A 24,313-nucleotide genomic window follows, 5' to 3' on the forward strand; every position below is an offset into this window, starting at 1 on the left:
CCCCGGGGGCCCGCGGCAACCCGCGGGGGGTCTGTGGGTGCTCATCACCCCGGGGGGCGGGGCGCCCTCCGCGCCCCCCCCGGGGGGGGCCCCCCCCCCCCCCCCCCCGGTTCCGGAACCCAAGAGCCAAGGAACCGAAGGGAACGGCGCGACCGTGAAGACGTGTGAGCTGGGGCGGACCGGTATTCGGGTCAGCCCCTATTGCCTGGGCACGATGATGTTCGGCCAGGTGGGCAACCCCGATCCCGACGACTGTGTCCGGATCATCCACCGGGCGCTGGACTCGGGCATCAACTTCGTCGACACCGCCGATGTGTACGGACCCCACGGGATGTCCGAGGAGATCGTGGGCAAGGCCCTGAAGGGGCGGCGCGAGGACATCGTGCTGGCCACCAAGGTCAACGGGGCGATGGGTGAGGACCCCAACCGTTGCGGCAGCTCCCGACGCTGGATCATCACCGAGGTCGAGCACTCGCTGCGCCGCCTGCGGACCGACCACATCGACCTCTACCAAATGCACCATCCCGACCCGCGCACCGACATCGAGGAGACGCTCTCCGCCCTGACCGACCTGGTGCGCAGCGGCAAGGTGCGCGCGATCGGCTCCTCCAACCTCCCGGCCTCGGAGATCGTCGAGGCGCAGTGGGTCGCCGACCGGCGCGGACTGCAGCGCTTCCGCGCCGAGCAGCCCACGTACTCCCTCCTCAACCGCGGCATCGAGCGCGAGATCCTGCCCGTCTGCCAGCGGTACGGCATGGGCACGCTCGTGTGGAGCCCGCTGGCGATGGGCCTGCTCACCGGCCGCTACCGCAAGGGCGGGCCCCCGGTGCGGAACGCGCGGATGAACTGGGTGCCCCGGCATCTGACCGACGAGCACAAACTCGACGCCGTCGAGCGGCTCATCCCGCTGGCCGAGGAGGCCGGTCTGTCACTGACCCACCTGGCGATGGCCTTCGCCATCACCCACCCCGGCGTCACCTCGGCCATCATCGGGCCGCGCACCATGGAGCACCTCGATGATCTCCTGGCCGGGGCCGCGGTCACCCTCGACGACGACGTCCTCGACCGGATCGACCAGATCGTGCCGCCCGGAACCGATATCGGCCCGCTCGATGTGTCCTACACCCCGCCGGCCGTCGAACGCGCGGCACTGCGGCGGCGACCGGCCGGCGAGCGCGCCGCGGTGGCACGATGACCGTTCTCGGCAACCGGGCGCTGGGCCGCGCGACGCTCGCCCGCCAGCTGCTGCTCGATCGCGCGGACGTACCGGTCCTCGACGCCGTCGCGCACCTGTGCGGCATGCAGGCACAGGAACCGCAGGAGCCGTTCGTCGGACTCTGGTCGCGGCTGCGCGCATTCGAACCGGCGGTCCTCTCGGACCTCCTGAGCGGGCGCGGCCTGGTGCGGACCCACCTCATGCGCCGCACCGTTCACCTGCTCACCGCGGATGACACCCTGGCCTGGCGGGCCCGCCACGAGACCATGCTGCGCCAGCGGGTGCTCGGGACCTACCGCCGTGAGCTCGAGGGGATAGACCTCGACGAACTCGCCGCCGCGGGCCGGGCGGTGATGGCCGACGGCGAGCCCCGCTCGATGGCCGAGCTGGTGGGGGCGCTCGCCGCGCGCTGGCCCGCCCCGCCGCCGCGGGCACTGGGCGAAATGCTGATCGCCGCCCTCGTCCCGGTGGCGCAGACGCCGCCCCGCGGGCTGTGGCGCACCAAGGCGGGGGTGCGCAATGTCCTGCTCTCCTCCTGGCTGGGCCGACAGCCGGACCCGCCCTCCCCCGACGGCGCCGACCCGGTCGGCCAGGCGCTGGTACGGCGCTATCTGGCCGCCTTCGGCCCCGCGGCCTCAGCCGATCTGCGCGCCTGGTGCGGCCTCGCCGGACTCCCGGCCGCGGTGTCCGCGATACGCGAGGAACTGGTCAGCTTCCGCGATGAACGCGGCCGCGAGCTGTTGGACCTCCCCGGCGCGCCACGTCCGGACCCCGACACACCCGCGCCGGTGCGGTTCTTGCCCGCGTTCGACAACGCGATCCTCGGGTACCACGACCGCGGCCGGATCATCGACGATGCCCATCGGGACCTTTCGGTCGCCGGGGCGCGTGTGGTGCTGGTGGACGGCCGAGTCGCCGCGACCTGGAGCGTCGATGAGGGCACCGTGGTCGTCACCCCGCTGGGCCGCCTGTCCCAGGCCGACCGCACCGCCGTCGCCGAGGAGGGGCGGGAAGTGGCGGCGTTCCTCTCCGACGGTGAAAGCGACCGCGTTCGCGTCTGTCCATGCTGAGCGGTTCCGCGCGTCTCCACGTTGAGCGGTCCGTACGACCGCCGCGCGCGGGTATGCACCGGGCCCCGGTCATGGAGTGGGGTCCTCCTGGGGCATGGGGGCGGTCTGGCCGCCGGGCGCGGGGTGCACGGTCGGCGCGGAACGGGCGCGGGGGCGGGCGAAACGGCGCATCATCGGCATCTCGACACCGCGCCACAGCAGCAGTGATACCGCCACACACAGCGCCGACACCACGAGGGACAGCGCCGTGGCGGTCACCGTGTCGAAGGTCCGCTGGTCCAGTTGCACCCGGATCGCGTACAGCACCGGGAAGTGGACCATGTACAGCGCGAACGACGCCTCGCCCAGCACCACCAGGCCACGGCGCCCCAGCCAGCTCCCGTGCCCCTGGACATCGCGGGTGGCGAGGACCGGGATCAGGGCGGCCACCGGCAGACAGGTGGCCGCACCCCATACGTACTCCTCCGGCAACTGCGGCCGCGCCGCGAAGACTCCCGCCAGGGCGAGCAGCGGCCAGCGCAGCCGCAGCATCGGCCAGCGGTCCAGCTGGACCGCCCGGGCGAGCACCACTCCCAGGATGAACTCCAGCAGCCGTACCGGAGGGAAGAAGTAGATCATCCACCACCGCTCCGTCGAAAGCGGCGACCAACTCCCCGGGGCCGCCTCGTCGGTGACGGCCATCGCCACCAGCGGCATCGTCACCACCAGCGCCGCCACCAGGGCGATCACCGGCCGGAGCAGCCGTGCCGGGAGCGCATGCACCGGCCGGATCAGCAGGGGGAAGAGCAGGTAGAAGAACGCTTCGCAGGAGATGGACCAGGTGACCGGATTGACACTGCTGAAATCGGCCATGTCCGGAACCCAGGCGTGCACCAGCAGCAGGTTCCGGACCGCCTCCCCCAACCCCGGATCCGGCACCGGAAGCAAGGCGGCGGTGCCCGTCACCATGAGCAGGCCCAGCATCAAGGTCCAGGTCACCACATGGTTGGGAAAGATCTTCACCAGTCGGCGGCGCCAGAACCGGAGGGCGGTGTCGGTCGGAGACGCGTTCCACGCCAGCACGAAACCACTGAGGAGGAAGAAGGAGGAGACCGCCGCCGCGCTGGCCATGGACGAGGCATCGGCGGCCTCATAGACCCCCTGGTCCTCGAAGAATCTGCCCAGCGTCAGCACATGGCCCGCCAGCACCAACCCGGCCAGCAGAAAGCGAAGACCCGTCAACGACGGCAGCCGATCGCCACGCGGTAACACATCGGCCACAGGAGGCCCCTCCCCATACGACGCAGGCACAGCACCCACGAGCCTGCCCGTCGCACCGCCCCGGCCCCAATACCGCCCCCACGGGAACATCCACGCGAACACCACCACCCGCGGCAGGACCCTTGCCGGTCCTGCCCGACGTGACCAGGCAAGTCAAGCCTTACTTTCGCGGATTGACGGCTCTAGAGTTCCGGCGATCCACCAATTGCTCGAATGCTCCACCGGAATTGAGGTTGATTGACGTGCTGGAAGGCAAGGTCTCCGTACCGGGAGGAAAGGTCTGGTACCGCAGAATGGGCAGCGGCGGTGTTCCGCTTCTCCTTGTTCACGGTGGACCGGGCTACCCGAGTGATCCGCTGTTCGAGGCATTCGAGCCGCTTGCCCGGGAGCGTGAGGTCATCTGGTACGACCAGCTCGGAGTGGGGCGTTCGGATCCGATCGAAGACACCTCACTGCTGACGGTGGAACGATTCCTCGACGAACTCGGCGCGGTGACCGAATCTCTCGGCCTGGAACGGCCGCACATCTACGGCCACTCCTGGGGAGCGATGCTCGGCCTTCAGTTCGCCGCGGAGCGCGATCCCGGGTGGAGCAGCCTGATCTGCGCCAATGGATTGGCGAGCATTCCCCGCTTCCAGGAAGAGGTTCGGGACCTGCTGGCGAAGCTGCCGGGTGATGTACTCGACCGCACCTATGGCCGTGAGCTGAGAGGAGAGACGGACGATCCTGACTACCGCCTTGCCCAAGTGGCGTACTTGCGTGCCTTTGTTGTGCGCACCTCTTCGGCGGCCCTCGACCCGGCCCTTATGAGTCTGACGACCTTCAGGACGATGATCGGGCAGGCGGACTACCACGTCACCGGAACCCTGAAGGATTGGAACATATTCGACGAGCTCCATCGCATTCGCGTTCCGACGCTCGTGCTCGGCGGAGAATTCGACGAATGCGTCCCCTCGCATCTCGCGGACATCGCCCGTCGCATCCCTGACTCCGAGCACATCACACAGCCCGGCGCCGCGCATATGGGATATCTCGAGGAGGAGTCGATCCGCCGCGAATACGTCTCCATCATCCGGGACTACCTGGCACGGATCGAAGCACGCTCCTAGCCACGATCCGTCGACCGGCCCCCGATCGCCGGGTGACTCAGCCGCGAGGGGCCGGCGTGCGCAGGAAGTCCGAGAGCGCCTCCAGCAAGCGGTCGACGTCCTCGGCGCTGTTGTACGGGGCCAGGCCGATGCGCAGGCCCCCGGTGTCGCCCAGGCCCAGCCTGCGGGATGCCTCCACCGCGTAGAAGGAGCCGGAGGGGGCGTCGACCCCGCGGCTCGCGAGGTGACGGTAGGCCTCGGTGGTGTCGCGGCCGTCGATGGTCAGCAGCACGGTCGGGGTGCGGTCCGCCGCCCGTGAGTGGATAGTGATCGCATCGAGGGCGGCCAGGCCCTCGTCGATGCGCCCGCGAAGGGTGGCTTCGTGCTGTTCGAGGGCCGTGAACGACGAGGCCAGCCGCTCCCTTCGGCTGCCTTCGGCGCCGGGGGCCAAGGTGGCGAGGAAGTCGACGGCGGCGCGGGTGCCGGCGAGGAATTCATAGGGCAGGGTGCCGAATTCGAAGCGCTCGGGGACGGCGTTCGTCGAGGGGAGCAGCTTGTCCGGGGTCAGGGTCTCCAGGAGTTCGGGCCGGCTCGCCAGGACGCCGAGGTGGGGGCCGAAGAACTTATAGGGGGAGCAGCAGAAGAAGTCCGCTCCGAGCTGCCGGATGTCGACATGGGCGTGAGCGGTGTAGTGCACGCCGTCGACGTAGAGAAGCGCCCCGGCCGCATGCGCCCGCCGGGAGATCTCCGGGATGGCCGGGCGGGTGCCGATCAGGTTGGAGGCGGCGGTGACCGCGACCAGCCGGGTGCGGTCGCCGAGCTGGGCGCTGATGTCGTCGGGGGTCAGTTCGCCGGTCGCGGGGTCGAAGTCGGCCCAGCGCACAGTGGCCCCGGCGGCCTCGGCGGCCTGGATCCAGGGGCGGATGTTGGAGTCGTGGTCCAGCCGGGACACCACGACCTCGTCCCCCGGCGACCAGGTCTTGGCGAGGGTGCGGGAGAAGTCGTAGGTGAGGGCGGTGGCGCTGCGCCCGAACACGACCCCGGCCGGGTCGGCGCCGAGCAGGTCGGCCATGGCCTGCCGGGCCGACTGGACGAGGGCCTCGGAGTTGCGCTCCCCCGCGGTGAGCCGGCCTCGGTTGGCCAGCGGGTTGGCCAGCGCGTCGGAGATGGCCTCGATGACGGGGAGAGGGGTCTGGGTGCCCCCGGGGCCGTCGAAGTGGGCCGATCCGGCCTTCAGTGCGGGGAACTGTGCGCGGATGGCGCTGATGTCGTATGCCACGAGCGACTCCTTGCCGAGGGGTGACCAGGGCGATCTTATGCAGGCACCGGTACGGAGCGGCAGGGGGCGGGGTGGGGCCGCCGCGCCGGGGAGAGGTGTTCCGGCGCGCGGACAGCCACCCTGATTGAATCTGTACGTATGGGGATGAATAACCCTCCTCTTCCACCGCACAGGACCGGGACGCGGAAGGCGGTGGCGCCGACGTGAGCAGCGACGCTCCGCCCCCGCCCGAGCGACCGAAAAGGCGGGACAGACGCGCTCGGCGGGGTGTGACCGGCGGCTCTGCGGGGCGTGCCTCGCGGGCGGTGGCGCGGGCCCGCCACTCCGGCTCCGCGGCCCTGGCGGCGGCGGTGCGCGGGGCGGGGGACGAGGGCGGGCGGGTCCATCCCGGGCTGCGTCTGGCCACCGCCTACGCATGGCGTCTGATGGTCATCGGGGTGGCCGTCTATCTGGCGTTCTCGGTGCTGGGGCAGTTCGAGCTCGTCGCGGTCGCGGTGTTTCTCGCGCTGGTGGCCACCGCCTTGCTGCGGCCGCTGGCCGATCTGCTGGCGCGGGCGCTTCCGAGGCCGCTGGCGGTGGCGCTGGCGGTGTTCGGCACGCTGTTCGTGGTGATGGGGCTGCTGGCGCTGGTGGGAAACGCGGCGGCCGGGGAGGCGGGCCGGCTCGTGGGTGAGCTGCGCGGCGGGATCGGCCGGATCGAGCGGTGGCTGGAGGGGCCGCCGTTCCATGTCCGGCGTGGCGTGCTGTCGGGGGCCCACGACAAGGTCACCTCCTTTGCGTCGCGGCATCGCGCGACGCTGATCAGCAGGGCGCTCAGCAGCGCGGGGCGGGTCGTGGAGGCGGGCACGGCTCTCTTCCTGGCCTTGTTCTGTTCGGTCTTCTTCATCCATTCCGGGGACCGGATGTGGCGGTGGTTCCGGGGCCAGCTCCCCGAGCGCGCCCGGTCTCCGTGGGACCGGGCGGCGCGGGCGGCGTGGACCACCTTCGCCGGATACACCCGGGGCATCATCGTCGTGGCCGCCTCCAACGCGGCCCTGGTCGGTATCGCCCTGTCCCTGCTGCGGGTGCCGCTGGCCCTGCCGCTGACGCTGCTGGTCTTCTTCGCGACGTTCGTTCCGCTGATCGGTTCGCCGATCGCGCTGGCGGTGGCGACGGTGGTGGCTCTGGCCGGGCGGGGTCCGGCCATCGCGGCCGTGGTGCTGCTGCTGATCGTGGCGGTCGGTCAGTTCGAGGGCCATGTACTGCATCCGCTGGTGATGAGCTGGGCGGTACGGCTCCATCCGGTGGTGGTGGCGATTTCGGTCATCGCCGGAAGCATCGTCGCGGGGGTGATCGGGGCGGTCGTGGCGGTGCCCATGGTGTCCGTCGCCTGGTCGGTGACGCGGGCGCTGCGCCGCCGACCGCCCGACGAAGCCTGACCGGCGCGGGGCCGGAACACCGCACGCGTACGTGGCCGGAACACGCTCGCATAAGTGGCATCTTAGATTCGCATTCAGCTAATGTGGCGCCATGCGGCTGACGAAGTCAACGGACCTGGCACTCCGCACGATCATGCGGCTGGCGGTCACCGGAGCCGAGCCCTGCACCGCCCGGCAGGTCGCCGGGGAGATGCAGGTGCCCTACAGCCATCTGGCCAAGGTGGCGGCCCGGCTGCAGCACCTGGGCCTGATCGAGACGCGGCGCGGACGGGGCGGCGGGCTGGCACTCACCGCGACCGGGCGCACCGCCTCGGTCGGCCAGCTGGTCCGGGAGTTCGAAGGGGTCGGCGAGGTCGTCGACTGCGAGGGGGATGCGCCGTGTCCACTGCGGCAGGGGTGCCGGCTGCGCATGGCGCTGCGCCGGGCACAGGAGGCGTTCCTCGCCTCGCTCGATCCCCTGACGGTGGACGATCTGGTGGCGTCCCCGACCGGCCCGGTACTGCTGGGGCTGGTCGGGCGCGCACCCGGCCTGTCCCCGTGAGGCCGCCCCGTCCGGGGTGCGAGCCCAGGGTTCCGTCCCGCTGAGCCGTGATGCCACGGAGGTCGCCATGCCCGCTTCACCCATGCCGCTGAATATGAATCTGAGATACCAGTTAGGCCCACTCATGCTCTCCCAGAAGTCCGCCGACACCGTCCGCGCCACGCTTCCCGCCGTCGGTGAGGCCATCGGTACCATCGCCGACCTGTTCTACCGGAAGCTCTTCGCGGCCCACCCCGGACTGCTGCGGAATCTGTTCAACCGGGCCCACCAGGCCGCGGGCACGCAACGGCAGGCTCTCGCGGGCGCGATCGCCGCGTTCGCCACCGCCCTGGTGGAGCAGCCGGGCGTCCGCCCCGACGCCCTGCTGAGCCGGATCGCCCACAAGCACGCATCGCTCGGGGTGAGCGCCGCGCAGTATCCGGTAGTGCACCGCCATCTGTCCGCCGCCATCGCGGAGGTGCTCGGCGACGCGGCCACCGAGGAGGTGATCGCCGCCTGGGACGAGGTCTACTGGCTGATGGCCAACTCCCTGATCGAGACCGAGCGGCGGCTGTACGCGGAGCAGGGGGTGCTGGCCGGGGGGACCTGGCGGCAGTGGGAGGTGATCGAGCGGACCCGGGAGACGGCGGATGTGGTCACCTTCCGGATACGGCCGGCGGACGACCGCCCCGCCCCGGTGTTCAGAGCGGGCCAGTACGTCTCGGTGCAGGTGGAACTGGCCGACGGGGCGCGGCAGATCCGCCAGTACAGCCTGACCAACGCCCCCGACGCCACGGTGCGCACCTTCTCCGTCAAGCGCGTGGACGCCGGCGAGGACCCGGCCGGTGAGGTCTCCGGCCACCTGCACGACCACGTCCACGAGGGCGATGCGCTCACCGTCTCCGCGCCCTACGGCGACATCGTGCTCGGCGTCACGGACACGCCACTGCTGCTCGCCTCCGCGGGAATCGGCTGCACCCCGATAGTGGCCATGCTGGAGGAGCTGGTGGCCAGAGGTCATCGGGCCCCGGTCATCGCCGTCCACGCCGACCGCTCCCCCGTCGACCACGCGCTGCGCGCCGACCAGGAGCGGCTGGTCACCAAGCTGGCACAGGGCACCGCGCACGTATGGTACGAGCGGCCCGAGGGCGACTGGCCGGCCGAGCGCACCGGCCATGTCGACCTGTCCGGGATCGGGATCCCGGACGGCGTCCAGGCGTATGTGTGCGGGCCGCTGCCCTTCATGCGGTCGGTGCGGACCCAGCTGCTGGAGCGCGGTGTGCACCCCTCCGCGATCCACTACGAGGTCTTCGGGCCCGATCTGTGGCTGCCGCGGGGCGACGGCGAGGGCCGCTGACGCCCGGCCCCCTGATGTTGGCCGGATGAACTCGAATGGCCCAGGGGCCGGTCGCTTTTGCCCGGGGGAACGTGGGACCGTACGGACACGGGTTCTGTCCGTTCCGTACGCAACCACGCGGAATGTTCCGTCCGGTCCCCCCACATCGACGAGGAACCATGGATCGCGAAAAGATCACTCTCAGCGGCGCTCAGGAGACCTTGCTCGCCACGCTGTACGGCAGGGCGGTCGACAGCCGTTCACCGGACTCCATCCTGCACGACCACGCGGCCCGCGAGGCCGTGGAGCGCGTGGCCTACGACTTCAGCAAAACGGGGATGACGGACACGACGGCGGTCGGCATCGCCCTGAGGGCGAAACAGCTCGACGACTGGGCCATGGAGTTCCTGGCCGAGCATCAGAAGGCGACCGTGCTCCATCTCGCCTGCGGTCTCGACACCCGGGTGCAGCGCCTCGACCCGCCCTCGTCGGTGCGCTGGCTCGACATCGACTATCCCGAGGTGATCGATCTGCGCCGGCGGCTGCTACCCGAGCCGTCGGGGAACTACGAGATGGTCGGCGCCTCGGTGACCGATGAGGCGTGGCTGCGCGCGGTGCCCGACGACCGGCCGACCGTGGTCGTCGCCGAGGGGCTGACGATGTATCTGCGCAAGGAGGACGGCAAGCGGCTGATCCAGCGGATCACCGAACGGTTCCCCAGCGGCCAACTGCTCTTCGACGTCTACGGTCCGCTGGGCATCCGGCTCCAGAAGATGGTCCCCGCGGTGCGCAACGCGGGCGCCACACTCCACTGGGGTCTGGACGACCCCCATGAGGTGGAGACCTGGCACCCGGGGCTGACCTGCCTGGATGCGGTGCGCAGCGTGGACATGCCGGGGGTGGAGAGGATGCCCACCTCCGGCCGGATGAGCATGCGGGTGATGGCACACCTGCCCGGCTTCCGGGATGTGGGCCGGATCCTGCGCTACCGCTTCTAGCGGCCCACCGCGAGGGAGCGCTTGCCCGGCGCCGGGCGGTCCCGGCGCCGGGCCGGGCGGGTGCGTGATGGCTATAGGCCGGGCGGCCATGTGACCGCTATTTGATGCCCACCAGCATGGAGTAGCCGTCCGTCAGCGGTTCGATCCGGCTGCTGCGGAATCCCGCCTCCGTCATCCAGGCGCGGCCGTCGGCGGCCGTGTACTCGAAGCCGGACCGGGTCTCGATGAGCATGTTCAGGCTCGCCAGCAGACCGAAGGTGTTCTCCTTGCGGTCGTCGTCGATGATGGCGTCGTAGACGAGGACCGCTCCCCCGTCGGGCAGCGCGTCGTACGCCTTCTTCAGCAGCAGCCGCTTCTCCTCCAGGCCCCACCCGTGCAGGATCTGGCCCAGCACGATGACATCGGCGCCGGGCAGGTCGTCGGTGAAGAAGTCGCCTGCGTGGAAGGTGAGCCGGTCCTCCAGGCCGAAGGACGCCACGTACTTCTCGAAGACGGGCCGCACCCGGGGCAGCTCGAAGACACCACCGCTCATATGGGGGTGACGCCGGGCCACCGCCACCGGAAGGCAGCCCACCGCTCCCCCGACGTCCAGCACCGTCCGGTGGTCGGCCCAGGGGAACCGCTCGGCTATCACCAGTGCCTTGCCCATGCTGAGCCCGGTCATTCCGTGCAGGAATCCCTCGAGGCCCTCCTGGTCCCGGTAGATGGCGTCGAATACGTCGCCGCCGTGCTTGTGCTCGTTCTGCGGTTCGCCTGTTCTCAGCGCCTCGGTGAGCGACCCCCAGAAGGGATACAGCCGGCTGTTGGCCATCTCCAGGACGCCGCCGACATAGGTGGCCTTCTCGCGGTCGAGAAAGGTGTCAGCGGACGGGCTGTTGCGGTACACGCCCCCGGATCGCTCCAGGAATCCGAGGGCGACCAGCGCGTCGAGGAAGTCGGCGGCGCCGCGCGGATGCAGCCCGAGCGCCTCGGCCAGGTCACCGCCCGTGCGGGGGCCCTCCGCGAGCTGGGAGAAGAGATCCAGCTCGACGGCGGTGAGCAGTGCCTTCGACGCCATGAAGCCGAGCCCGACCTGAAGTATGGGCTCGGGGCTGATCTCGTGCCGCATAGGGCTCCCTCACTGTTTCCCCGGATGTGCGGTCTCACCGCACCTGACCGTATGTCGACCTCCTTACGCTACCGTGCCGTTGCCCCCTACACGGGTCGCCACTGGACGGCCGGATGAGAGCCGCGGCCCACCGCGCGAGCGTGCCCATGGGACGCCATCCAAGAAAGCGATTTCCTCCTTGTACTGCGTGATCCTCGCGCACGCCCATCCGGACCCTTGACACTAGCTGCGACAGCGCTTTCCATTCGACGAATGACACCTGGACGACGATCCGTCAGACTCGGCCGGCGGCCGCTCGGCCTTCTCGCGGCCGCCACCCTCGGCGCGGCCACGCTGGTCGCGCACCCCACCACGGCACAAGCCGCGCAGGCCACACCGACCGCCCCCGCGGCCACGGCACCACCTACTACGTCGACTCCCGCTCCGGGGACGACGGGGCGCCGGGCACCAGCGCCGCCAGGGCCTGGCGCAGCCTCGGCCGCGTCGACCGGACCACGTTCCGGGCCGGGGACCGCATCCTGCTGAAGGCCGGTGGCTCCTGGAAGGGCCAGTTGTGGCCGAAGGGCTCGGGCGAGAAGAACCGTCCGATCGTGATCGGCAGCTATGGCCCGGGGCCCAAGCCGCGGATCCGCGGGGAGGGCACCGTCGATGACGCGGTGCGGCTGTTCAACCAGGAGTACTGGGAGATCCGCGACCTGGACGTCAGCAACGAGACGCCCGCGACCGGGGCTCCGGGCGAGAATCTACGGGATCTGCGCGGTATCCATGTCTCGGGGACAACGCGCGGCGGCCGACCGGGCTGCCTCGGCCGAGGTCTACAACAACACGGTGCACAATCCGGCGAGCCGGTACCTCGTCCACGGCTACGGCTCCTCCCTGAACGCGCGCTACGACCTGCACGACAACGCCTTCTCCTCGGCGGTCGCCGACGCGAGCCTGACCGCCAGCCCGACCATCCGCTACGCCAACAACTTCTACGGCGGCGCCCCACTGCCCGTACCCGCCACCGACACCACCGCGCGCACGGGCGACCCGCTGTTGGTGAACCCGGCGGTGTCCGTGCCGTACGGCACGGCCGACAGCGGCCCGCGGCTGCGCACCGCGCTGGGCTTCGCTCCCCGGCCGGGCTCACCGCTGATCGGCAACGGCACCGTCGTCCCGGACAACGGCGGCCGTGACTACCGGGGCGCCCCGCTCTACCGCGGCCGCCCCGATATCGGCGCCGTCGAGGGCCCGCCGGGCGGAGCCCGGGCAGGCCAGGGCCGCGCTTGACCTTGTCGTAGCGGCAGGGTTTCTACTGGCACCATGCGCATCGGAGAGATCGCCGCGCTGGTCGGAGTCACCTCCCGGACCGTGCGGCATTACCACCACATCGGCCTGCTGCCCGAGCCCCAGCGGCGGGCCAATGGTTACCGTGTCTACAGCCTCAGGGACGCCATCCTGCTGGCCCGGATCCGGCGGCTGACCGAGCTCGGGCTCGCCCTGGACGAGGTGCGGGACGTCCTCGCGGACGACGCCGGGCGCGAACTCACCGAAGTGCTGGGCGAGTTGGACGCCGACCTCGCGCGCCAGGAACACGAGATCCAGCAGCACCGCAGGGTCCTCAAAGCTCTTCTGGAGGACCCGCTCACACCGGACGCGCCACTCTCCCCCGCGCTCATCGAGCTCCTGAAGGTCGCTCCCGCCACCGCCTCGCCGGCCGCCGCCAAGGACCGCGAGCACCTGATCCTGATGGACGGGATCGTCGGCGGGGACGCGGTGTACGCGGCGCTGCGGCCGCTGGCCGAGGACCCCGCCATACTCCCCCTGTACGAGCGGCTGGACGAACTGGACGGGGCCGAGGCGGACGATCCACGGATCGCGGCGCTGGCCGACGACCTCATCGCCGCCGTACCGGACGCGCTGCTGGCGGCCATCCCGGACAGCGGCCCGACGGCGACCGGCTTCGAGCAGGCGCTTCTCGCCGACTACTCGCCCGCCCAGGCCGCGGTGGTGCGCCGGGTGATGGAGAAGCTGACCGCCCGGCTGCGCGACAGGAGGGCGTCATGAGTTCTCCGATCGCACGGGCGGTGGCGTGGGTGAGAGGCGCGCTGCACACCCTGCTCCCGGTGGTCGTGTACCGGCTCCTCGCACACGAGATCCGGTCCCTGCACAGCCTCGCCCAGTGGGTGCTGCGCCGCCGCCACCAGATCCCCGAGGGGGCGCTGGCCGTCGCCTACACCGGACCCCAGACGGCCATGATGTACGGGATGGTCTTCGTCTCGGTCATCGAGACGGTCGCGCTGGCGATGGTGATCCCCTGGCCGGCCGTGCACGCGGTCCTGCTCGTCATCGACGTGTACGGGGTGGTGCTGATCCTCGCCCTGCACGCGGCCTGCGTGGTCCGGCCGCACATCGTGGGGCCGGACGGCTCGCTGCGCGTACGGTACGGCGCGCTGTTCGACCTGCGGGTCCCGGCCGCCACCATCGCCACCGCCCGCGTCGACCGGCGCTACCCCGACGGGCGGCCGGTGCGGGTGAGCGCGGACGGAGTGCTCGACCTCGCGGTGGGCAGCCAGACCACGGTGACGGTGGAGCTGACGGAACCGGTGAAGTTCGTGCGGCCGCTGGGCGCGGAGGGCTTCGCCCGTACGCTCCGGTTTCACGCGGACGACCCGCGGGAGGCGGTCGCCGCGCTCACCCGGGTTCGGATGGATGCCGGTTGAGAACCGCTAGGCCGACGCGCTGATGAGCTCGTCGGTGACCCACCGTGCGACATCGGCGGGGTAGGGCGCCGCCAGGCCGAGGATGATGTGCCCGAAACCGGCGTCGATCGCCTCCGCGATCGCGGCCCGGGTGACGCCGGGCTGGTCGTAGGAGACGGACAGGACGATCGAGCGGGTGATCGCGGCGGGGTCGCGGCCGATCTCGGCGCAGTAGCGGTCCAGCAGTGCGCTGCGGTTGACGGCGTCGTCGATCTCGCCGCCGGGCATGTTCCACACGTCCGCGTGCTCGGCCACCACACGCAGCGTCGCGGACGAGCGTCCGCCGATGACGATCGGAGGGTGGGGGCGCTGGACGGGTTTGGGGTTGCCGAACGCTCCGGTGAGCTGGTGATAGGTGCCGTGGAAGTCGAACGGCTTCTCCTCGGTCCATAGCCGCCGGATCACCGTGCAGGCTTCGGCGAGACTGCCCACGGCGTGCGCGGAGTCGTGGAAGGGCAGGCCGTGTGCCGCGTACTCACGCCGGGCCAGGGGGTGGCCAGGTCGTGAGCCGACGCCGATGCCGAACTCCAGCCGACCGTCGGAGACGATGTCGACGGTCGTGGCGATCTTGGCCAGCATCGCGGGCGGCCGGAACCGGTTACTGGTCACCAGCAGGCCGAGCCGCAGCCGACGGGTGTGGGCGGCGAGGGCCGTGAGCAGCGTCCAGCCTTCGTAGGCCGGTCCGTCCGGGTCGCCGCCGATCGGCATGAGGTGGTCGAACAGCCATGCGTGCTCGATCTCCGGGATCGTGTCCGCCTCGCGCCAGACCCGCAGGACGTCGTGGTAGTCGACCTGCATGGGGGCGGTCATGATCCCGAAACGGGGTGGGGGTGTATGCGACATGGAACCGTCGGTCCTTTCGGCACCGGCAGCGGCGGCTGGGCGCGCTGCCGAGGTTCAAGCGGAACAGCTTCTGGTCGGCCGACTTCCGGAAGGATGCGGAAGCGTGGTGGCCATGCGCGGCGTGCTCGCCGGGTCCCTGCTCTGACAGCACGAGCAAACGGAACGTCGCTCCGGTAACGATACGGAACACTGTTCCGGTTGGCAAGCCCGGCGGCGGAGGCAGCGGCGCGGTGAACGACAGCGACAAGAGCGCGGGGCCCGCGGCCCGGACCAGGCGGACGGACGACGGCGCCCGACTTCTGAGTACCTTCTGAGTATCCGGACGGATGCGGGGACCACCGCATCCGCCGATTCTTGTCCGCATGAGTGAGACACCGGTCAAGCAGCAGAGCACGGCCGCGTTCTACGGTCAGGCGGTCGCCTCCTTCGCGGTCGCCATGGCCGCCACCGCCATCGGCATCTTCCAGCTGAGCGCCGACGCCTGGGTGCGCGGTTTCCTGGCCATCTCCGTGCTCTACCTGGTGACGTCCGCCTTCACCCTGGCCAAGGTGATCCGGGACCGGCAGGAGGCCGGGCAGATCGTCAGCCGGGTCGACCAGGCGCGGGTGGACAAGCTGCTCGCCGCACACGACCCCTTCGAAAAGCTGTGAACCCCTTCGGGCCGCCCGCCACTACTCGTCGATGACGAGCCCTTTGGCCTCGCGCACCTCGGCCAGCCGGCGGACCTCGATCACGCTCTTACCGGCGCGGTAGTCGGCAGGCCGCCGTCCGCTACTGGAAGCGGATGATCGAGATCACCGCCGACCTCGAATGCCCGCTGATGAACTCGGAGTTCAACGGCCGCCCCGAGCGCACCGCCGAGAGCCTGTGTCTTCGCCTGGGAGGAACGCGCCCGGGAGTCCTCCGCCTTCATGCTGAACCGCATCCGCAAGGAGCTCACCGTGTGAAACGGGGTGGCCGGACCTGATGCGCCGGGTCCGGCCACCTTCCGCACCGGCGGAGCGCCAACGTCCCGTTAAAGGTCAGCACGGCGGCGTAAGAGGAGCGTCAGGGTGCGCCATGGGTGCGTTCCGCCCGCCCCACGCCCCGCTTAGCGTGCGCGTATGGAACGGCTGATGGGCGGGCCCGCCCGGACGCCCCGTGGCGGCCGTCCGCATGCGGACGCGCGGTGGGCGGTGTGTCTCGCGCTGGCGTTCGGCGGGGTGACGACATTGCTCGACTGGGCCTCGGGCGGGCTCACCGTGGGGCGGGCCGATCTGTGGGCCCTGCTCGCGGTGGCGGTGTTCACCGTGCTGCGGCCACCGCGGGTGACGGCGGGCGACGGCTGGCTGACCGTACGAGGCCTGGTACGCGTCCGCCGGGTACGCACCGACGCCCTGGCCGAGGTGTGGCGGGACGGCCGGATCGCCACCCGCCTGCTCCTGTGCGACGTCTACGGCCGCCGGGTGACGCTCGACCTGCGCGTCCTGGTCGCGGATCCCCTGCTGTGGCATGAGCTGGACACCGGTGCGCGGCGCTCCCTCGAACGCGGTACGTTGCGGCACGGCACGGAGATCCTGCGGCTGCTGGGCCGGCACCTCGACGACACGGCCACCCGGGGGATCCTCGGGGCGTCCGGCCTGGAATAGGCATGCGGACACGGACGACCGTGCATGGCCGGGCCACCGATCACGTCTGGGGCCGCGGCGGCGGGTCAGCCACGCAGCGCCCGCAGGTGGGCGCTGCGGACGTCGGCGGTCTGCCCCTGCACCACCAGGAAGAGGCCCTCCCGGGCCAGCCGCTGCGCGGGGCTGCCGAGGCCGAACGCCCGGCCGCCGCCCGCGACGATCGCCGCGGTGGTGGCGGCGCGCAGCACGTCGTAGGCCCGGGTCTTCACCGCGAGCCGGTCCGCCAGTCGCTCGCCCGCCGGAACCTCGTCCACCAGCGCGTACGCCTCCCGGCGCACCTCACCCAGCCGCTCGCCCAGCACCTGCGCCGTCTCCTTCGCCTCCGCGTCCCCGGCGGCCTCCAGCAGGTCCAGGGCCGCGCCGGCCACGCCGAACACGGCCGGGTTGGGGTTGGTGTTCTTCGGCCGGTCCGCGATAGCCCACTCCTCGTAGGGACGGCTCCAGATCACGGCCTCCTCGGGGACCACCAGGCCGTCCAGCTCCAGGCCGACGGTGCGGGTGCCGGTCAGCGCTGCCAGCTGGAGCTGCGGAGTGGGGCGCAGACCGGGCTGCTCACGGGCGTCCGCGAAGGCGAACAGCGCCTCGCCGTCGTCGGTGACCCCGGCGAGGAGCATCACGTCGTTCAGGCCCCAGCCGGTGTACCACGGCACCCGGCCGTCGAAGCGCCTGCCGCCCGGGATACGGGTGACCCGCACCGGTTTGCGGGGGTAGGCCCGCAGATGGGAGAAGGCGATACCGGACAGCAGCGTGCCGTCGCACAGCGGCCGCAACAGCCGCTCGCGCGCCGGGGAGTCGGCGGCGGCGAGCATCCTGACCGGGCTGTGGTGCTGGGCCTGCACGAAGTAGGTGGCGCAGCAGGCCCCGGCGAGGATTTCGGCGATCTCGCGGGCGACCGCGTCCGGCGCCTGCGTCCCGCCGTACGCCACCGGGCCGCCCACCCCGAGCACGCCGGACCTCTTGACCTCGGCGATCGTGGCCAGGGGGACGCCCTCGCGGTCGGCGGACTCGGCGCCGGGCGCCAGCACCTCATCGGCGAGGCGCCGGGCCGCCTCGATGAGCGTCGGGGCCGGGGCGGTCATGACCGCTCCTTTCGTTGGCTCGTCGGCGGGGTGATGCGTTGGCTCGTCGGCGTGGGCGGTGTCCTGCGGCGCCGAACCGCTCACGCGTGAGCCCCGGGGGAGGTGAGACCGGCCAGCAGCAGACGCATGCCGCGGTGGAAGTGGGAGTCCCAGTCGTCCTCCTGGAGGAGGGGGAAGTGACCGGCGAGAGTGGGGTAATCGTCGATGTGGTCGCGGATGTGGGCGTCCACGGCCGAGCGGGTCGCCGCCTCGTCGGAGCGCTGCTGCCACACCGCTTCGCAGGAGGCGGAGCCGATCACATAGTGGGTGATGGTGGCCGCGGCGGACGACAGGTGGACGCCTTCGAAGCCGCCCGTGGTGAGCGCGGTGTAGGCGAACTCCGAGGAGCGCAGGGCGTTGGGCCCCATGAGGGGGCGGGAGTTGGCCAGGGCCGCGGCCCACGGGTGGCGCAGGAGGACGGAGCGCAGGCCGGTCATGAACGCCTCGATGTCCTCCTGCCATGAGGCGCTGTGCTCCTCGGGGAGGTCGAGTTCGGCGAAGACGGCGTCCAGGGCCAGGTCGAGGACGTCGTCCTTGGTGGCCACATGCCAGTAGAGGCTGGTCGCGTGGGCGCCGAGCCGCTCGGCGAGCCGGCGCATGCTCAGCTTCTGTACGCCGTCGCGGTCCAGCAGCTGGACGGCGGTGGCGATGATCCGCTCATGTGAGAGCTGAGGACGGGGGCGGGACGTCTTCTCGGCGCGGAACCATACCGCTCCCGGCGCGTTGTCCAGCGCCTTCCTTCCACTGTTCCCGTTCGTTCCCCTGGTCCCGTTCGGCTTCGCGCTCACGAGCCCGCAGCCTACTCCGTTGCCGTCACCGTTCCATCACTCCTACGCTGTTGGATAGATTCCGACAGCGTAGGAGAAGTGAACGAGGGAGGACCATGAGGGACGAAGAAGGCCATCCGCGCCGGTGGGCGATCCTGGTGGCCTTATGTGCCGCCCTCCTCGTGATCGTGATCGACAACACGGTCCTGCATGTCGCGGTGCCCGCCATCGGCGATGCCTTCGGCGCCCCGACGGACCAGCTCCAGGCGGTGATCGACGCCTACGTCGTGGTCTTCGCCGGGCTCCTCATCACCGCGGGTGTCCTCTGCGACCGCTACGGCAGGCGGCGCACCCTCGTGGCGGGGCTGCTGGTCTTCGGGGCGGCGTCGGCGCTGGCCGCGGCGGCCCCGTCGGTGTGGTGGCTGATCGCGATGCGGGCGCTCATGGGGGTGGGCGCGGCGCTGGTGATGCCCGCGACCCTCGCGGTCCTCGTCGTGGTCTTCCCCGAGCAGGAGCGCCCGCGGGCCTTCGCGGTGTGGAGCGCGGTCGCCTCCGTCGGCATGGCGGCGGGGCCGCTGCTCGGTGGCGCCCTGGTGGACATGTGGAGCTGGGCGGGGGTCTTCCTGATCAACATCCCCGTGGTGGCGGTGACCCTGTTCGGGGTCGTACGGCTGGTGCCCGAGACGCGGGCGGCCGATGGCCGGGGGCTGGATCTGCTCGGCACCGTTCTGGTCACCGCGGGCATGACCGGCCTGGTGTGGGCCCTGATCGAGGCCCCGGTGTACGGGTACACCGCGCCCGCGGTGCTGGGCGGGACGGCGGTGGCGCTGATGGCGCTGGTCGGCTTCGGTGTACGGCAGCATCGCTCCGCGACGCCGATGGTCGATCTGCGGCTCTATCGCGACCGGCGGTTCTCCGGGGCCGGCTTCGCGGTGGCAGTGATGACGATCGCCACCGGCAGCACCCTCTTCGTGCTGAGCCAGTATCTGCAACTGGTGCTGGGCTACAGCGCGTTCGAGACCGGTCTGGCCGCGGTACCGCTCGCGGCGGGGGTCGTGGCGGGCTCGACCGTGGGCGGCCGGGCCCCGGCGAAGCTCGGGCCACGGGCCTGCATCGTCACCGGATTCACCGTCACCGCGGCCGGGTTCGTGGTGCTGGCCTCGCTCTCCGAGGACGGCGGCTATGCGTCGGTGTCCATCGGGCTGGCGCTGGCCGGCATCGGATCCGGTATCGCGGGGCCCTCGGCCACCAGCACGGTGCTGGGAGCGGTGCCGCCCGAGCGGGCCGGTATGGGCTCCGCGCTCAACGACACCCACCAGCAACTCGGCATCGCTCTCGGCGTGGCCGGGCTGGGCAGTCTGCTCGCCACCCTCTACCGGGGCAAGCTGCCGGACGGTCTGCCCGACGACGCGATGTCCTCGCTCGGCGCCACCCTGTCGCACGCCCGGAAACACGCGGACGGCGGGGCGCTGGCCGATGCGGCCCGCTCGGCCTTCACGGACGCCCAGTCCGTCACGATGAGCGTCGGAGTGGCGGCGGCCCTGGTCGGCGCGGCCGTGGCGCTGGTCGTACTGCCGGGCCGAACCACCGGGGCGACGGTGCCCGAGCCGGAGTCCGAGGAAGCGGTACAGCCGGGATCACAGCGGAACGCGGAGTGAGGACCGGCCCTCCCGCCAGGCGCCCAGAAGCTCCTCGGCGAGGCGGTCTTCCAGAAACATGGTGGCATCGACGCCGAACGCCACATCCGCGGCCAGTCCCGGTTCGCGCTTCAGGAGCTCGTCGATCACCTCGTGGCGTACGACCTGCTCGTGGACGGCGTCGGCCTCCACATGCTCGGTGTAGAAGAACACCGCCGCCTCACCCGCACCCAGCCGTCGCAGCGCCTGGGCCAGCCGGTCGGAGGCGGGTGACGAGGTGATCTCGACCGTCGCGAAGTGTCCCACCAGAGCGCCGCGCAGCGCCCTGTGCAGCCCCAGCAGGGACATCATGTTGACCACCGCCAGCATCCGCGTCGATGTGGCGTCCAGATAGTGGTTGTACGTGTGATCCAGATCCAGGTCGGCCATCAGATCGGCGAACAGCTCCGCGTGCACCCGCTCCCCGCGACCGGCCCCGAACTCGTCGTACTCCACCGCCGCCATCGCCGCCTTGGCCTGGCCGCGCAGCCGAGGAATGACCCACACATGCGGGTCGGCCTCCTTGAGCTGGTACAGCGACCGATGCGCGATGTACTCACGCAGCTGCCACAGCTCACCCTCGTCCCGGAGATAGTGCGACACTCCCGTCCCATCGGCCGGCTCCACCAGCAGCTCGGCCACGGCGGTGTCCGGGTCGTCGTGGGTGGTGGCATCGGAGCGCAGCGCAGCCAGAAAGCGGCGTTCCAGCGCCTGCCGCACCCGGAGCAGATCCGGGTCCCACTCCCAGGTGTCGTCCACACCGGAGAAGCTCTGGTAGTGGAGTTCGTAGCACACGTACAACGCGAGCTGCAGATCATCGCCGTAGGGATCGGCCGCCCGGAGCGCGCGGCCGACGGGCAGTGTCGCCCCGCCGGGCTCCTGTACGAGGGCGTCGACGAGCGCGGCGGACACCTCTCCCCGCGCCGTGGGCAAGGGCATCAGCCGGGTCGGCTTCGCAGGACGCGTTTCGCTCACTGTTCCTCGCCTCTGTCGTGATGGGCCGCCTCTGTCGTGATAGGCCATCTCTGTCGTGGTCGGCCCCGCCTCGAGCCGACCTGCGTCGGTGTGTCAGTCGGCTCCGGTCCCTTCGACCAGGACGCGGATGGTGTCCCAGCCGGGGTCGGCCGCGTCGGGGAGGTTCATCCCGGCCTTCACTCCGGTGCGCAGATACTCCAGGACCGGCCGCTTGAGCACCTCGCCGGGCAGCACGGCCGGTATGCCCGGTGGGTAGGGGGTGACCATCTCGGCCGCCACCCGGCCTGCCGCGCGGGCCAGGGGCAGGTCCTCCACGGAGCCGAAGTAGGCGTCCCGCGGCAGGCAGGACTGCTCCATCCGCAACTCGCCCGCCGCGGGTACGGTCACCTCGGGAGCGGGCCGCAGGTCGTCCGCGTGGCCGACCAGGTCGCGCAGCGCGGTGAGCAGCGGGCCGGTCGTCGAGGGGTCATCGGCGTGGGTGAGCTGGGTGCTGATCCGCCGGTGGTCGGCCAGGTGGGCGTTGATGTCGTGGTGTTCCCGGAGCCAGTCGGCCGCCCGGTAGCCGCTGACCGCGAGCCCGGTGAGATCGATGACGACCGGGAACGGGTCGAAGTCGACGGCGAGGCCCGGGCCCAGGTAGTCCGCGCGCCCGTCCACGTGCAGTCCGTCGATGGCGCCGATCTCCTCGCGTACCGCATGCGCCCGGCGCAGCGCGGCGCCGAGCAGTTCCTCGCCGTTCAGCGCCATCTGCCGGCGCCACCCGTCCATTCCCGCGTAGAGGAGCACGGACGGACTCGTGGTGCCGAGCAGATCGGCGCGGGACTTCAGGACGGCCGGGTCGATCAGGTCGCCCTGCAGATGGAACACCGAGCCCTGCTCCAGGCCGCTGCCCATCTTGTGGACGCTGGTCACGCAGACGTCGGCACCCGCGTCCATGGCCCAGCTCGGCAGCTCGGAACAGAACGGCAGATGCGCTCCCCACGCCTCGTCGACGATCAGCGGACGTCCGCGCCGATGGCAGATCTCGGCGATCCCCGCCAGATCGGCACAGGAGCCGTACGGAGTGGGGCTGGTCACCAGGGCGCCCCTGGCCTCGGGATGCGCATCGAAGGCCTGCTCGAATGACGCGACCGAGGGAGGATGCGCTATGTGGCGGGCACCGTCCCATTCGGGTTCCACCCAGACCGGCCGGACACCGGACATGATCAGGCCGGAGATCACCGATTTATGCGCGTCCCGACCCACCAGCAGGGTCTCGTGGGGGCCGGCGACCGCCAGCATCGCCGCCTTGACGGAGAGCGAGCTGCCGCAGGTCGAGAAGAACGTGTGCTCAGCGCGCACCGCGTCCGCCATCAGCTCCTCGGCGCGCTCCAGCACGCGGCCCGACCCCAGCCGGTCGTCCAGGCCGCCGAAGGCGAGGAGGTCGGTGCGGAACACCTCCTCACCCAGGACCTTGACGACCTCCGGGTCGGCCCCCCTGCCCTGCTTGTGCCCGGGCGGGGTGAAGGGGAGGGCCCCACGCTCGTGGTACCGGGCCAGGGCCTCCAGGACGGGAGCCTCCATGTGATCCATGGGCGACGGGTGCCCCGCCACCTGGACGGGAAACCGTGCGACGCCGGGCCGGGCGGCCGGGCATCGCAGCCCTACAGCGGCCTTCAGCGGCCCTTCGCAGCTCCTCAGCTCCCCCTGCGCGAGCGATGGAAAAGCCAGGCCGCGGGGACGACCCAGCAGAGCACAAACCAGATCAAGGCCGCGGCCGCCAGCCAGAACGCGGTGGCATCGGCCACGACGACACGCAGGATCAGCAGCAGCGCCGACGCCACCGTGCACAGCAACAGCACCAGCCCGGCCACCGTGAAGCGGGAGGCCCAGTCCACCGTTTCCGGCTTCAGCCGGCGTCCGGTGACGATCCGGTGCAAGGAAACCGGCGCGATCAACGCGCCGGTGGCCGCCGCCCCCAGAAGGACGGTCACCACGTAGATGGACCTGTCCACCTGGCCAAGGCTCTGGAAGTGCGGGGTGAAGGCGACCGTGAGCAGGAAGGCGAACAGAATCTGCACGCCCGTCTGCGTCACCCTCACCTCCTGCAGCAACTCGGCCCACTTGCGGTCGGCCCGCTCCTCCCGGGTCTCCGCACGGCCGGACCGCACTTCACCGCCCTCGTTCCTCCGCGCCTCGTGGTCGTCGTGCATCAACCGGCCTCCTTCGCGTCCACCCCCGTGTTCCCAGCCACTTTGAAAGGTGAACATGATGTGCGAGGCCACGCGTCAGTGGAGAGGTGAAGATGACGTGCGAGGCCACGCGTCAGTGGAGAGGAAGGCGAGCGACACCTGACAACAGGCACTCCGACAGCCCCCGAGTGCCAGGCACGCGGGGGGCCGGGCCTCTCCGGTCACCTACAGCACGGCGATCGCGAACGCGACGCAGAAGGCCGCGAACAGCGCCACAAAGGCCCAAATGATGATCGTGGGACCCTTCGACCAGCCCTTCGTGGGGTTGTACGTCTCCTGAGGGCCCGCTTCCGAGAGGCCGTCTTCGGCCGGTGGGGTCTCCCCCGGGGGCACGCCCACGCTGGGCCGTAGTCCGGAGTTGCGCTCGGGGTCCGGGACCGGGTTCGTCTGATCCATCTCCGTTGCGCTCCTTTCCGCCTTCGGGGCGCCGCCTGCCCGGGGCCCGCCACCCCGCACGACCCGTACGAGGCACCGGCCCCGGTGGACTCTTCCCACGATACGGCGGAAAGCGCGCCGGGCACGGCGTGGCGTTCGCGGCCCACCGTGAGCGTCACGGTTGGTTCGCGTTCGAGGCCGTGCCGGTGGTGTGGAATACCAGGTGTCCGTCCGCGACCTCGGCTCGGGCCCGGTCGTCCTGGGCGTCCAGCCGACGGCGAGTCTCCTCCAGCAACAGATCGGTGATCCGGTGCAGATGCTCGTCCGTGAGCTGCCGGAAGACCACGATCTCGTCGATGCGATTGAGGAACTCGGGGCGGAAGTGCTCGCGCGGCGGTCGCAGGACGCGCTCGCGCCGGGCCTGCTCGTCCGTCTCGGCCTCCGCCGTCCCGAAGCCGAGGGCGCCGCGCCCACCGATGGCCTCGGAGCCGAGGTTGCTGGTCATCACGACGACGGTGTTGCGGAAGTCGACCGTGCGGCCGTGGGCATCGGTGAGCCGGCCGTCGTCGAGCACCTGGAGCAGCGTGTTGAAATGTCGCGGCCGGGCGTCACCGCGCGCTCGAT

Annotated in this window: 23 protein-coding genes and 2 pseudogenes; 14 read left to right on the forward strand and 11 right to left on the reverse strand. The window is 71.1% G+C overall.

The window, feature by feature from the left end; genetic code table 11:
• The first annotated feature begins 154 nt into the window (after positions 1-154).
• Entirely contained in the window at positions 155-1,195 is a 1,041-nt protein-coding gene (locus ACFYOY_RS29085; protein WP_388590494.1) for an aldo/keto reductase, read from the forward strand.
• Positions 1,192-2,286, forward strand: a complete 1,095-nt coding sequence (locus ACFYOY_RS29090; RefSeq protein ID WP_388590496.1) for a winged helix DNA-binding domain-containing protein — start codon at positions 1,192-1,194, stop codon at positions 2,284-2,286. Before ACFYOY_RS29085 ends, ACFYOY_RS29090 begins: the two co-directional genes overlap by 4 nt.
• A 69-nt stretch (positions 2,287-2,355) precedes the next feature.
• Here ACFYOY_RS29090 and ACFYOY_RS29095 read toward each other — a convergent pair whose 3' ends face one another.
• Positions 2,356-3,546 carry an acyltransferase family protein gene (locus ACFYOY_RS29095; protein WP_388590498.1) on the reverse strand — a complete coding sequence of 397 codons (1,191 nt, stop codon included), beginning with the start codon at positions 3,544-3,546 and terminating at the stop codon, positions 2,356-2,358.
• 242 nt (positions 3,547-3,788) lie between these two features.
• Between ACFYOY_RS29095 and ACFYOY_RS29100 the strand changes: the two genes are divergently transcribed.
• Complete coding sequence (locus ACFYOY_RS29100) at positions 3,789-4,655, forward strand: proline iminopeptidase-family hydrolase (protein WP_351885577.1); 867 nt, start codon at positions 3,789-3,791, stop codon at positions 4,653-4,655.
• A gap of 37 nt (positions 4,656-4,692) precedes the next feature.
• Here ACFYOY_RS29100 and ACFYOY_RS29105 read toward each other — a convergent pair whose 3' ends face one another.
• Positions 4,693-5,913, reverse strand: coding sequence for a cysteine desulfurase-like protein (locus tag ACFYOY_RS29105; protein WP_388590500.1), 1,221 nt, complete (start codon positions 5,911-5,913; stop codon positions 4,693-4,695).
• A gap of 269 nt (positions 5,914-6,182) precedes the next feature.
• Between ACFYOY_RS29105 and ACFYOY_RS29110 the strand changes: the two genes are divergently transcribed.
• The 4 genes from ACFYOY_RS29110 to ACFYOY_RS29125 all read left to right on the forward strand — a co-directional run bounded on the left by ACFYOY_RS29110 (position 6,183) and on the right by ACFYOY_RS29125 (position 10,185).
• Positions 6,183-7,331: an AI-2E family transporter gene (locus ACFYOY_RS29110; protein WP_388590502.1), complete on the forward strand. Its 1,149-nt coding sequence runs from the start codon at positions 6,183-6,185 to the stop codon at positions 7,329-7,331.
• 91 nt (positions 7,332-7,422) lie between these two features.
• A complete protein-coding gene (locus ACFYOY_RS29115; RefSeq protein ID WP_351885571.1) occupies positions 7,423-7,872 on the forward strand; it encodes an Rrf2 family transcriptional regulator in 450 nt (149 codons plus the stop codon).
• 124 nt (positions 7,873-7,996) lie between these two features.
• Complete coding sequence (locus ACFYOY_RS29120) at positions 7,997-9,208, forward strand: globin domain-containing protein (RefSeq protein ID WP_351885569.1); 1,212 nt, start codon at positions 7,997-7,999, stop codon at positions 9,206-9,208.
• 158 nt (positions 9,209-9,366) lie between these two features.
• A complete protein-coding gene (locus tag ACFYOY_RS29125; protein ID WP_351885566.1) occupies positions 9,367-10,185 on the forward strand; it encodes a class I SAM-dependent methyltransferase in 819 nt (272 codons plus the stop codon).
• 97 nt (positions 10,186-10,282) lie between these two features.
• Here the strand turns inward: ACFYOY_RS29125 and ACFYOY_RS29130 are convergent, their stop codons facing one another.
• Positions 10,283-11,293 carry a methyltransferase gene (locus ACFYOY_RS29130; protein ID WP_351885563.1) on the reverse strand — a complete coding sequence of 337 codons (1,011 nt, stop codon included), beginning with the start codon at positions 11,291-11,293 and terminating at the stop codon, positions 10,283-10,285.
• A 765-nt stretch (positions 11,294-12,058) separates the two neighbouring features.
• Between ACFYOY_RS29130 and ACFYOY_RS29135 the strand changes: the two genes are divergently transcribed.
• Genes ACFYOY_RS29135 through ACFYOY_RS29145 form a run of 3 tightly spaced genes read left to right on the forward strand, consistent with a single transcriptional unit; the run spans position 12,059 to position 13,998 of the window.
• Positions 12,059-12,565, forward strand: coding sequence for a hypothetical protein (locus tag ACFYOY_RS29135; RefSeq protein ID WP_388590505.1), 507 nt, complete (start codon positions 12,059-12,061; stop codon positions 12,563-12,565).
• Positions 12,566-12,598: 33 nt separating this feature from the next.
• On the forward strand, positions 12,599-13,342 hold the full coding sequence (locus tag ACFYOY_RS29140; RefSeq protein WP_388590507.1) for a MerR family transcriptional regulator: 744 nt from the start codon (positions 12,599-12,601) through the stop codon (positions 13,340-13,342).
• Entirely contained in the window at positions 13,339-13,998 is a 660-nt protein-coding gene (locus tag ACFYOY_RS29145) for a hypothetical protein (RefSeq protein WP_388590509.1), read from the forward strand. The genes ACFYOY_RS29140 and ACFYOY_RS29145 overlap by 4 nt, the downstream gene beginning before the upstream one ends.
• A 6-nt stretch (positions 13,999-14,004) precedes the next feature.
• Here ACFYOY_RS29145 and ACFYOY_RS29150 read toward each other — a convergent pair whose 3' ends face one another.
• A complete protein-coding gene (locus tag ACFYOY_RS29150; protein WP_351885551.1) occupies positions 14,005-14,880 on the reverse strand; it encodes an LLM class flavin-dependent oxidoreductase in 876 nt (291 codons plus the stop codon).
• A 362-nt stretch (positions 14,881-15,242) separates the two neighbouring features.
• On the opposite strand from ACFYOY_RS29150, the gene ACFYOY_RS29155 reads away from it, so the two are divergent.
• From ACFYOY_RS29155 to ACFYOY_RS29165, 3 genes and pseudogenes are all read left to right on the forward strand, one after another.
• Positions 15,243-15,530: a YiaA/YiaB family inner membrane protein gene (locus ACFYOY_RS29155; RefSeq protein WP_059146397.1), complete on the forward strand. Its 288-nt coding sequence runs from the start codon at positions 15,243-15,245 to the stop codon at positions 15,528-15,530.
• 104 nt (positions 15,531-15,634) lie between these two features.
• Positions 15,635-15,745, forward strand: a pseudogene (locus tag ACFYOY_RS29160) (sugar phosphate isomerase/epimerase); the annotation flags it as partial.
• A 238-nt stretch (positions 15,746-15,983) separates the two neighbouring features.
• Positions 15,984-16,508, forward strand: a complete 525-nt coding sequence (locus tag ACFYOY_RS29165; RefSeq protein ID WP_388590512.1) for a hypothetical protein — start codon at positions 15,984-15,986, stop codon at positions 16,506-16,508.
• A 65-nt stretch (positions 16,509-16,573) separates the two neighbouring features.
• Here the strand turns inward: ACFYOY_RS29165 and ACFYOY_RS29170 are convergent, their stop codons facing one another.
• Positions 16,574-17,626: an acyl-CoA dehydrogenase family protein gene (locus ACFYOY_RS29170; protein WP_388590514.1), complete on the reverse strand. Its 1,053-nt coding sequence runs from the start codon at positions 17,624-17,626 to the stop codon at positions 16,574-16,576.
• 80 nt (positions 17,627-17,706) lie between these two features.
• The gene (locus ACFYOY_RS29175) at positions 17,707-18,453 is read right to left on the reverse strand and encodes a TetR/AcrR family transcriptional regulator (protein WP_351885542.1); all 747 of its coding nucleotides are present in this window, start codon (positions 18,451-18,453) and stop codon (positions 17,707-17,709) included.
• Positions 18,454-18,548: 95 nt separating this feature from the next.
• Here ACFYOY_RS29175 and ACFYOY_RS29180 point away from each other — a divergent pair, with 95 nt between their 5' ends.
• Positions 18,549-20,090 (forward strand): MFS transporter, encoded by a 1,542-nt coding sequence (locus ACFYOY_RS29180; RefSeq protein ID WP_388590516.1) that lies wholly within the window; start codon positions 18,549-18,551, stop codon positions 20,088-20,090.
• Here ACFYOY_RS29180 and ACFYOY_RS29185 read toward each other — a convergent pair.
• From ACFYOY_RS29185 to ACFYOY_RS29205, 5 genes and pseudogenes are all read right to left on the reverse strand, one after another.
• Positions 20,070-21,047 carry an iron-containing redox enzyme family protein gene (locus ACFYOY_RS29185; protein WP_388590649.1) on the reverse strand — a complete coding sequence of 326 codons (978 nt, stop codon included), beginning with the start codon at positions 21,045-21,047 and terminating at the stop codon, positions 20,070-20,072. The two genes, ACFYOY_RS29180 and ACFYOY_RS29185, sit on opposite strands and share 21 nt — an antisense overlap.
• A gap of 129 nt (positions 21,048-21,176) precedes the next feature.
• Complete coding sequence (locus ACFYOY_RS29190; protein WP_388590518.1) at positions 21,177-22,655, reverse strand: aminotransferase class I/II-fold pyridoxal phosphate-dependent enzyme; 1,479 nt, start codon at positions 22,653-22,655, stop codon at positions 21,177-21,179.
• 104 nt (positions 22,656-22,759) lie between these two features.
• The gene (locus ACFYOY_RS29195) at positions 22,760-23,275 is read right to left on the reverse strand and encodes a DUF6328 family protein (protein WP_351885530.1); all 516 of its coding nucleotides are present in this window, start codon (positions 23,273-23,275) and stop codon (positions 22,760-22,762) included.
• A 204-nt stretch (positions 23,276-23,479) separates the two neighbouring features.
• Entirely contained in the window at positions 23,480-23,710 is a 231-nt protein-coding gene (locus ACFYOY_RS29200) for a DUF6480 family protein (RefSeq protein WP_237510552.1), read from the reverse strand.
• A 235-nt stretch (positions 23,711-23,945) separates the two neighbouring features.
• A pseudogene (locus tag ACFYOY_RS29205) lies at positions 23,946-24,296 on the reverse strand (AAA family ATPase); the annotation flags it as partial.
• Between the last annotated feature and the right edge of the window lie 17 nt (positions 24,297-24,313).

Source organism: Streptomyces sp. NPDC007875 (assembly GCF_042868035.1).
Lineage (GTDB): Bacteria > Actinomycetota > Actinomycetes > Streptomycetales > Streptomycetaceae > Streptomyces > Streptomyces antimycoticus.

What these genes read in the sequence shown, in the direction of transcription:
- ACFYOY_RS29155 (WP_059146397.1), top strand. Translation starts at nt 15,243, where the DNA reads ATGAGTGAGACACCGGTCAAGCAGCAGAGCACGGCCGCGTTCTACGGT.
- ACFYOY_RS29120 (WP_351885569.1), top strand. Translation starts at nt 7,997, where the DNA reads ATGCTCTCCCAGAAGTCCGCCGACACCGTCCGCGCCACGCTTCCCGCC.
- ACFYOY_RS29140 (WP_388590507.1), top strand. Translation starts at nt 12,599, where the DNA reads ATGCGCATCGGAGAGATCGCCGCGCTGGTCGGAGTCACCTCCCGGACC.
- ACFYOY_RS29185 (WP_388590649.1), bottom strand. Translation starts at nt 21,047, where the DNA reads ATGCCCTTGCCCACGGCGCGGGGAGAGGTGTCCGCCGCGCTCGTCGAC.
- ACFYOY_RS29170 (WP_388590514.1), bottom strand. Translation starts at nt 17,626, where the DNA reads ATGACCGCCCCGGCCCCGACGCTCATCGAGGCGGCCCGGCGCCTCGCC.
- ACFYOY_RS29125 (WP_351885566.1), top strand. Translation starts at nt 9,367, where the DNA reads ATGGATCGCGAAAAGATCACTCTCAGCGGCGCTCAGGAGACCTTGCTC.
- ACFYOY_RS29135 (WP_388590505.1), top strand. Translation starts at nt 12,059, where the DNA reads ATGTCTCGGGGACAACGCGCGGCGGCCGACCGGGCTGCCTCGGCCGAG.
- ACFYOY_RS29165 (WP_388590512.1), top strand. Translation starts at nt 15,984, where the DNA reads ATGGAACGGCTGATGGGCGGGCCCGCCCGGACGCCCCGTGGCGGCCGT.
- ACFYOY_RS29200 (WP_237510552.1), bottom strand. Translation starts at nt 23,710, where the DNA reads ATGGATCAGACGAACCCGGTCCCGGACCCCGAGCGCAACTCCGGACTA.
- ACFYOY_RS29190 (WP_388590518.1), bottom strand. Translation starts at nt 22,655, where the DNA reads ATGGATCACATGGAGGCTCCCGTCCTGGAGGCCCTGGCCCGGTACCAC.
- ACFYOY_RS29180 (WP_388590516.1), top strand. Translation starts at nt 18,549, where the DNA reads ATGAGGGACGAAGAAGGCCATCCGCGCCGGTGGGCGATCCTGGTGGCC.
- ACFYOY_RS29115 (WP_351885571.1), top strand. Translation starts at nt 7,423, where the DNA reads ATGCGGCTGACGAAGTCAACGGACCTGGCACTCCGCACGATCATGCGG.
- ACFYOY_RS29090 (WP_388590496.1), top strand. Translation starts at nt 1,192, where the DNA reads ATGACCGTTCTCGGCAACCGGGCGCTGGGCCGCGCGACGCTCGCCCGC.
- ACFYOY_RS29195 (WP_351885530.1), bottom strand. Translation starts at nt 23,275, where the DNA reads ATGCACGACGACCACGAGGCGCGGAGGAACGAGGGCGGTGAAGTGCGG.
- ACFYOY_RS29130 (WP_351885563.1), bottom strand. Translation starts at nt 11,293, where the DNA reads ATGCGGCACGAGATCAGCCCCGAGCCCATACTTCAGGTCGGGCTCGGC.
- ACFYOY_RS29145 (WP_388590509.1), top strand. Translation starts at nt 13,339, where the DNA reads ATGAGTTCTCCGATCGCACGGGCGGTGGCGTGGGTGAGAGGCGCGCTG.
- ACFYOY_RS29150 (WP_351885551.1), bottom strand. Translation starts at nt 14,880, where the DNA reads ATGTCGCATACACCCCCACCCCGTTTCGGGATCATGACCGCCCCCATG.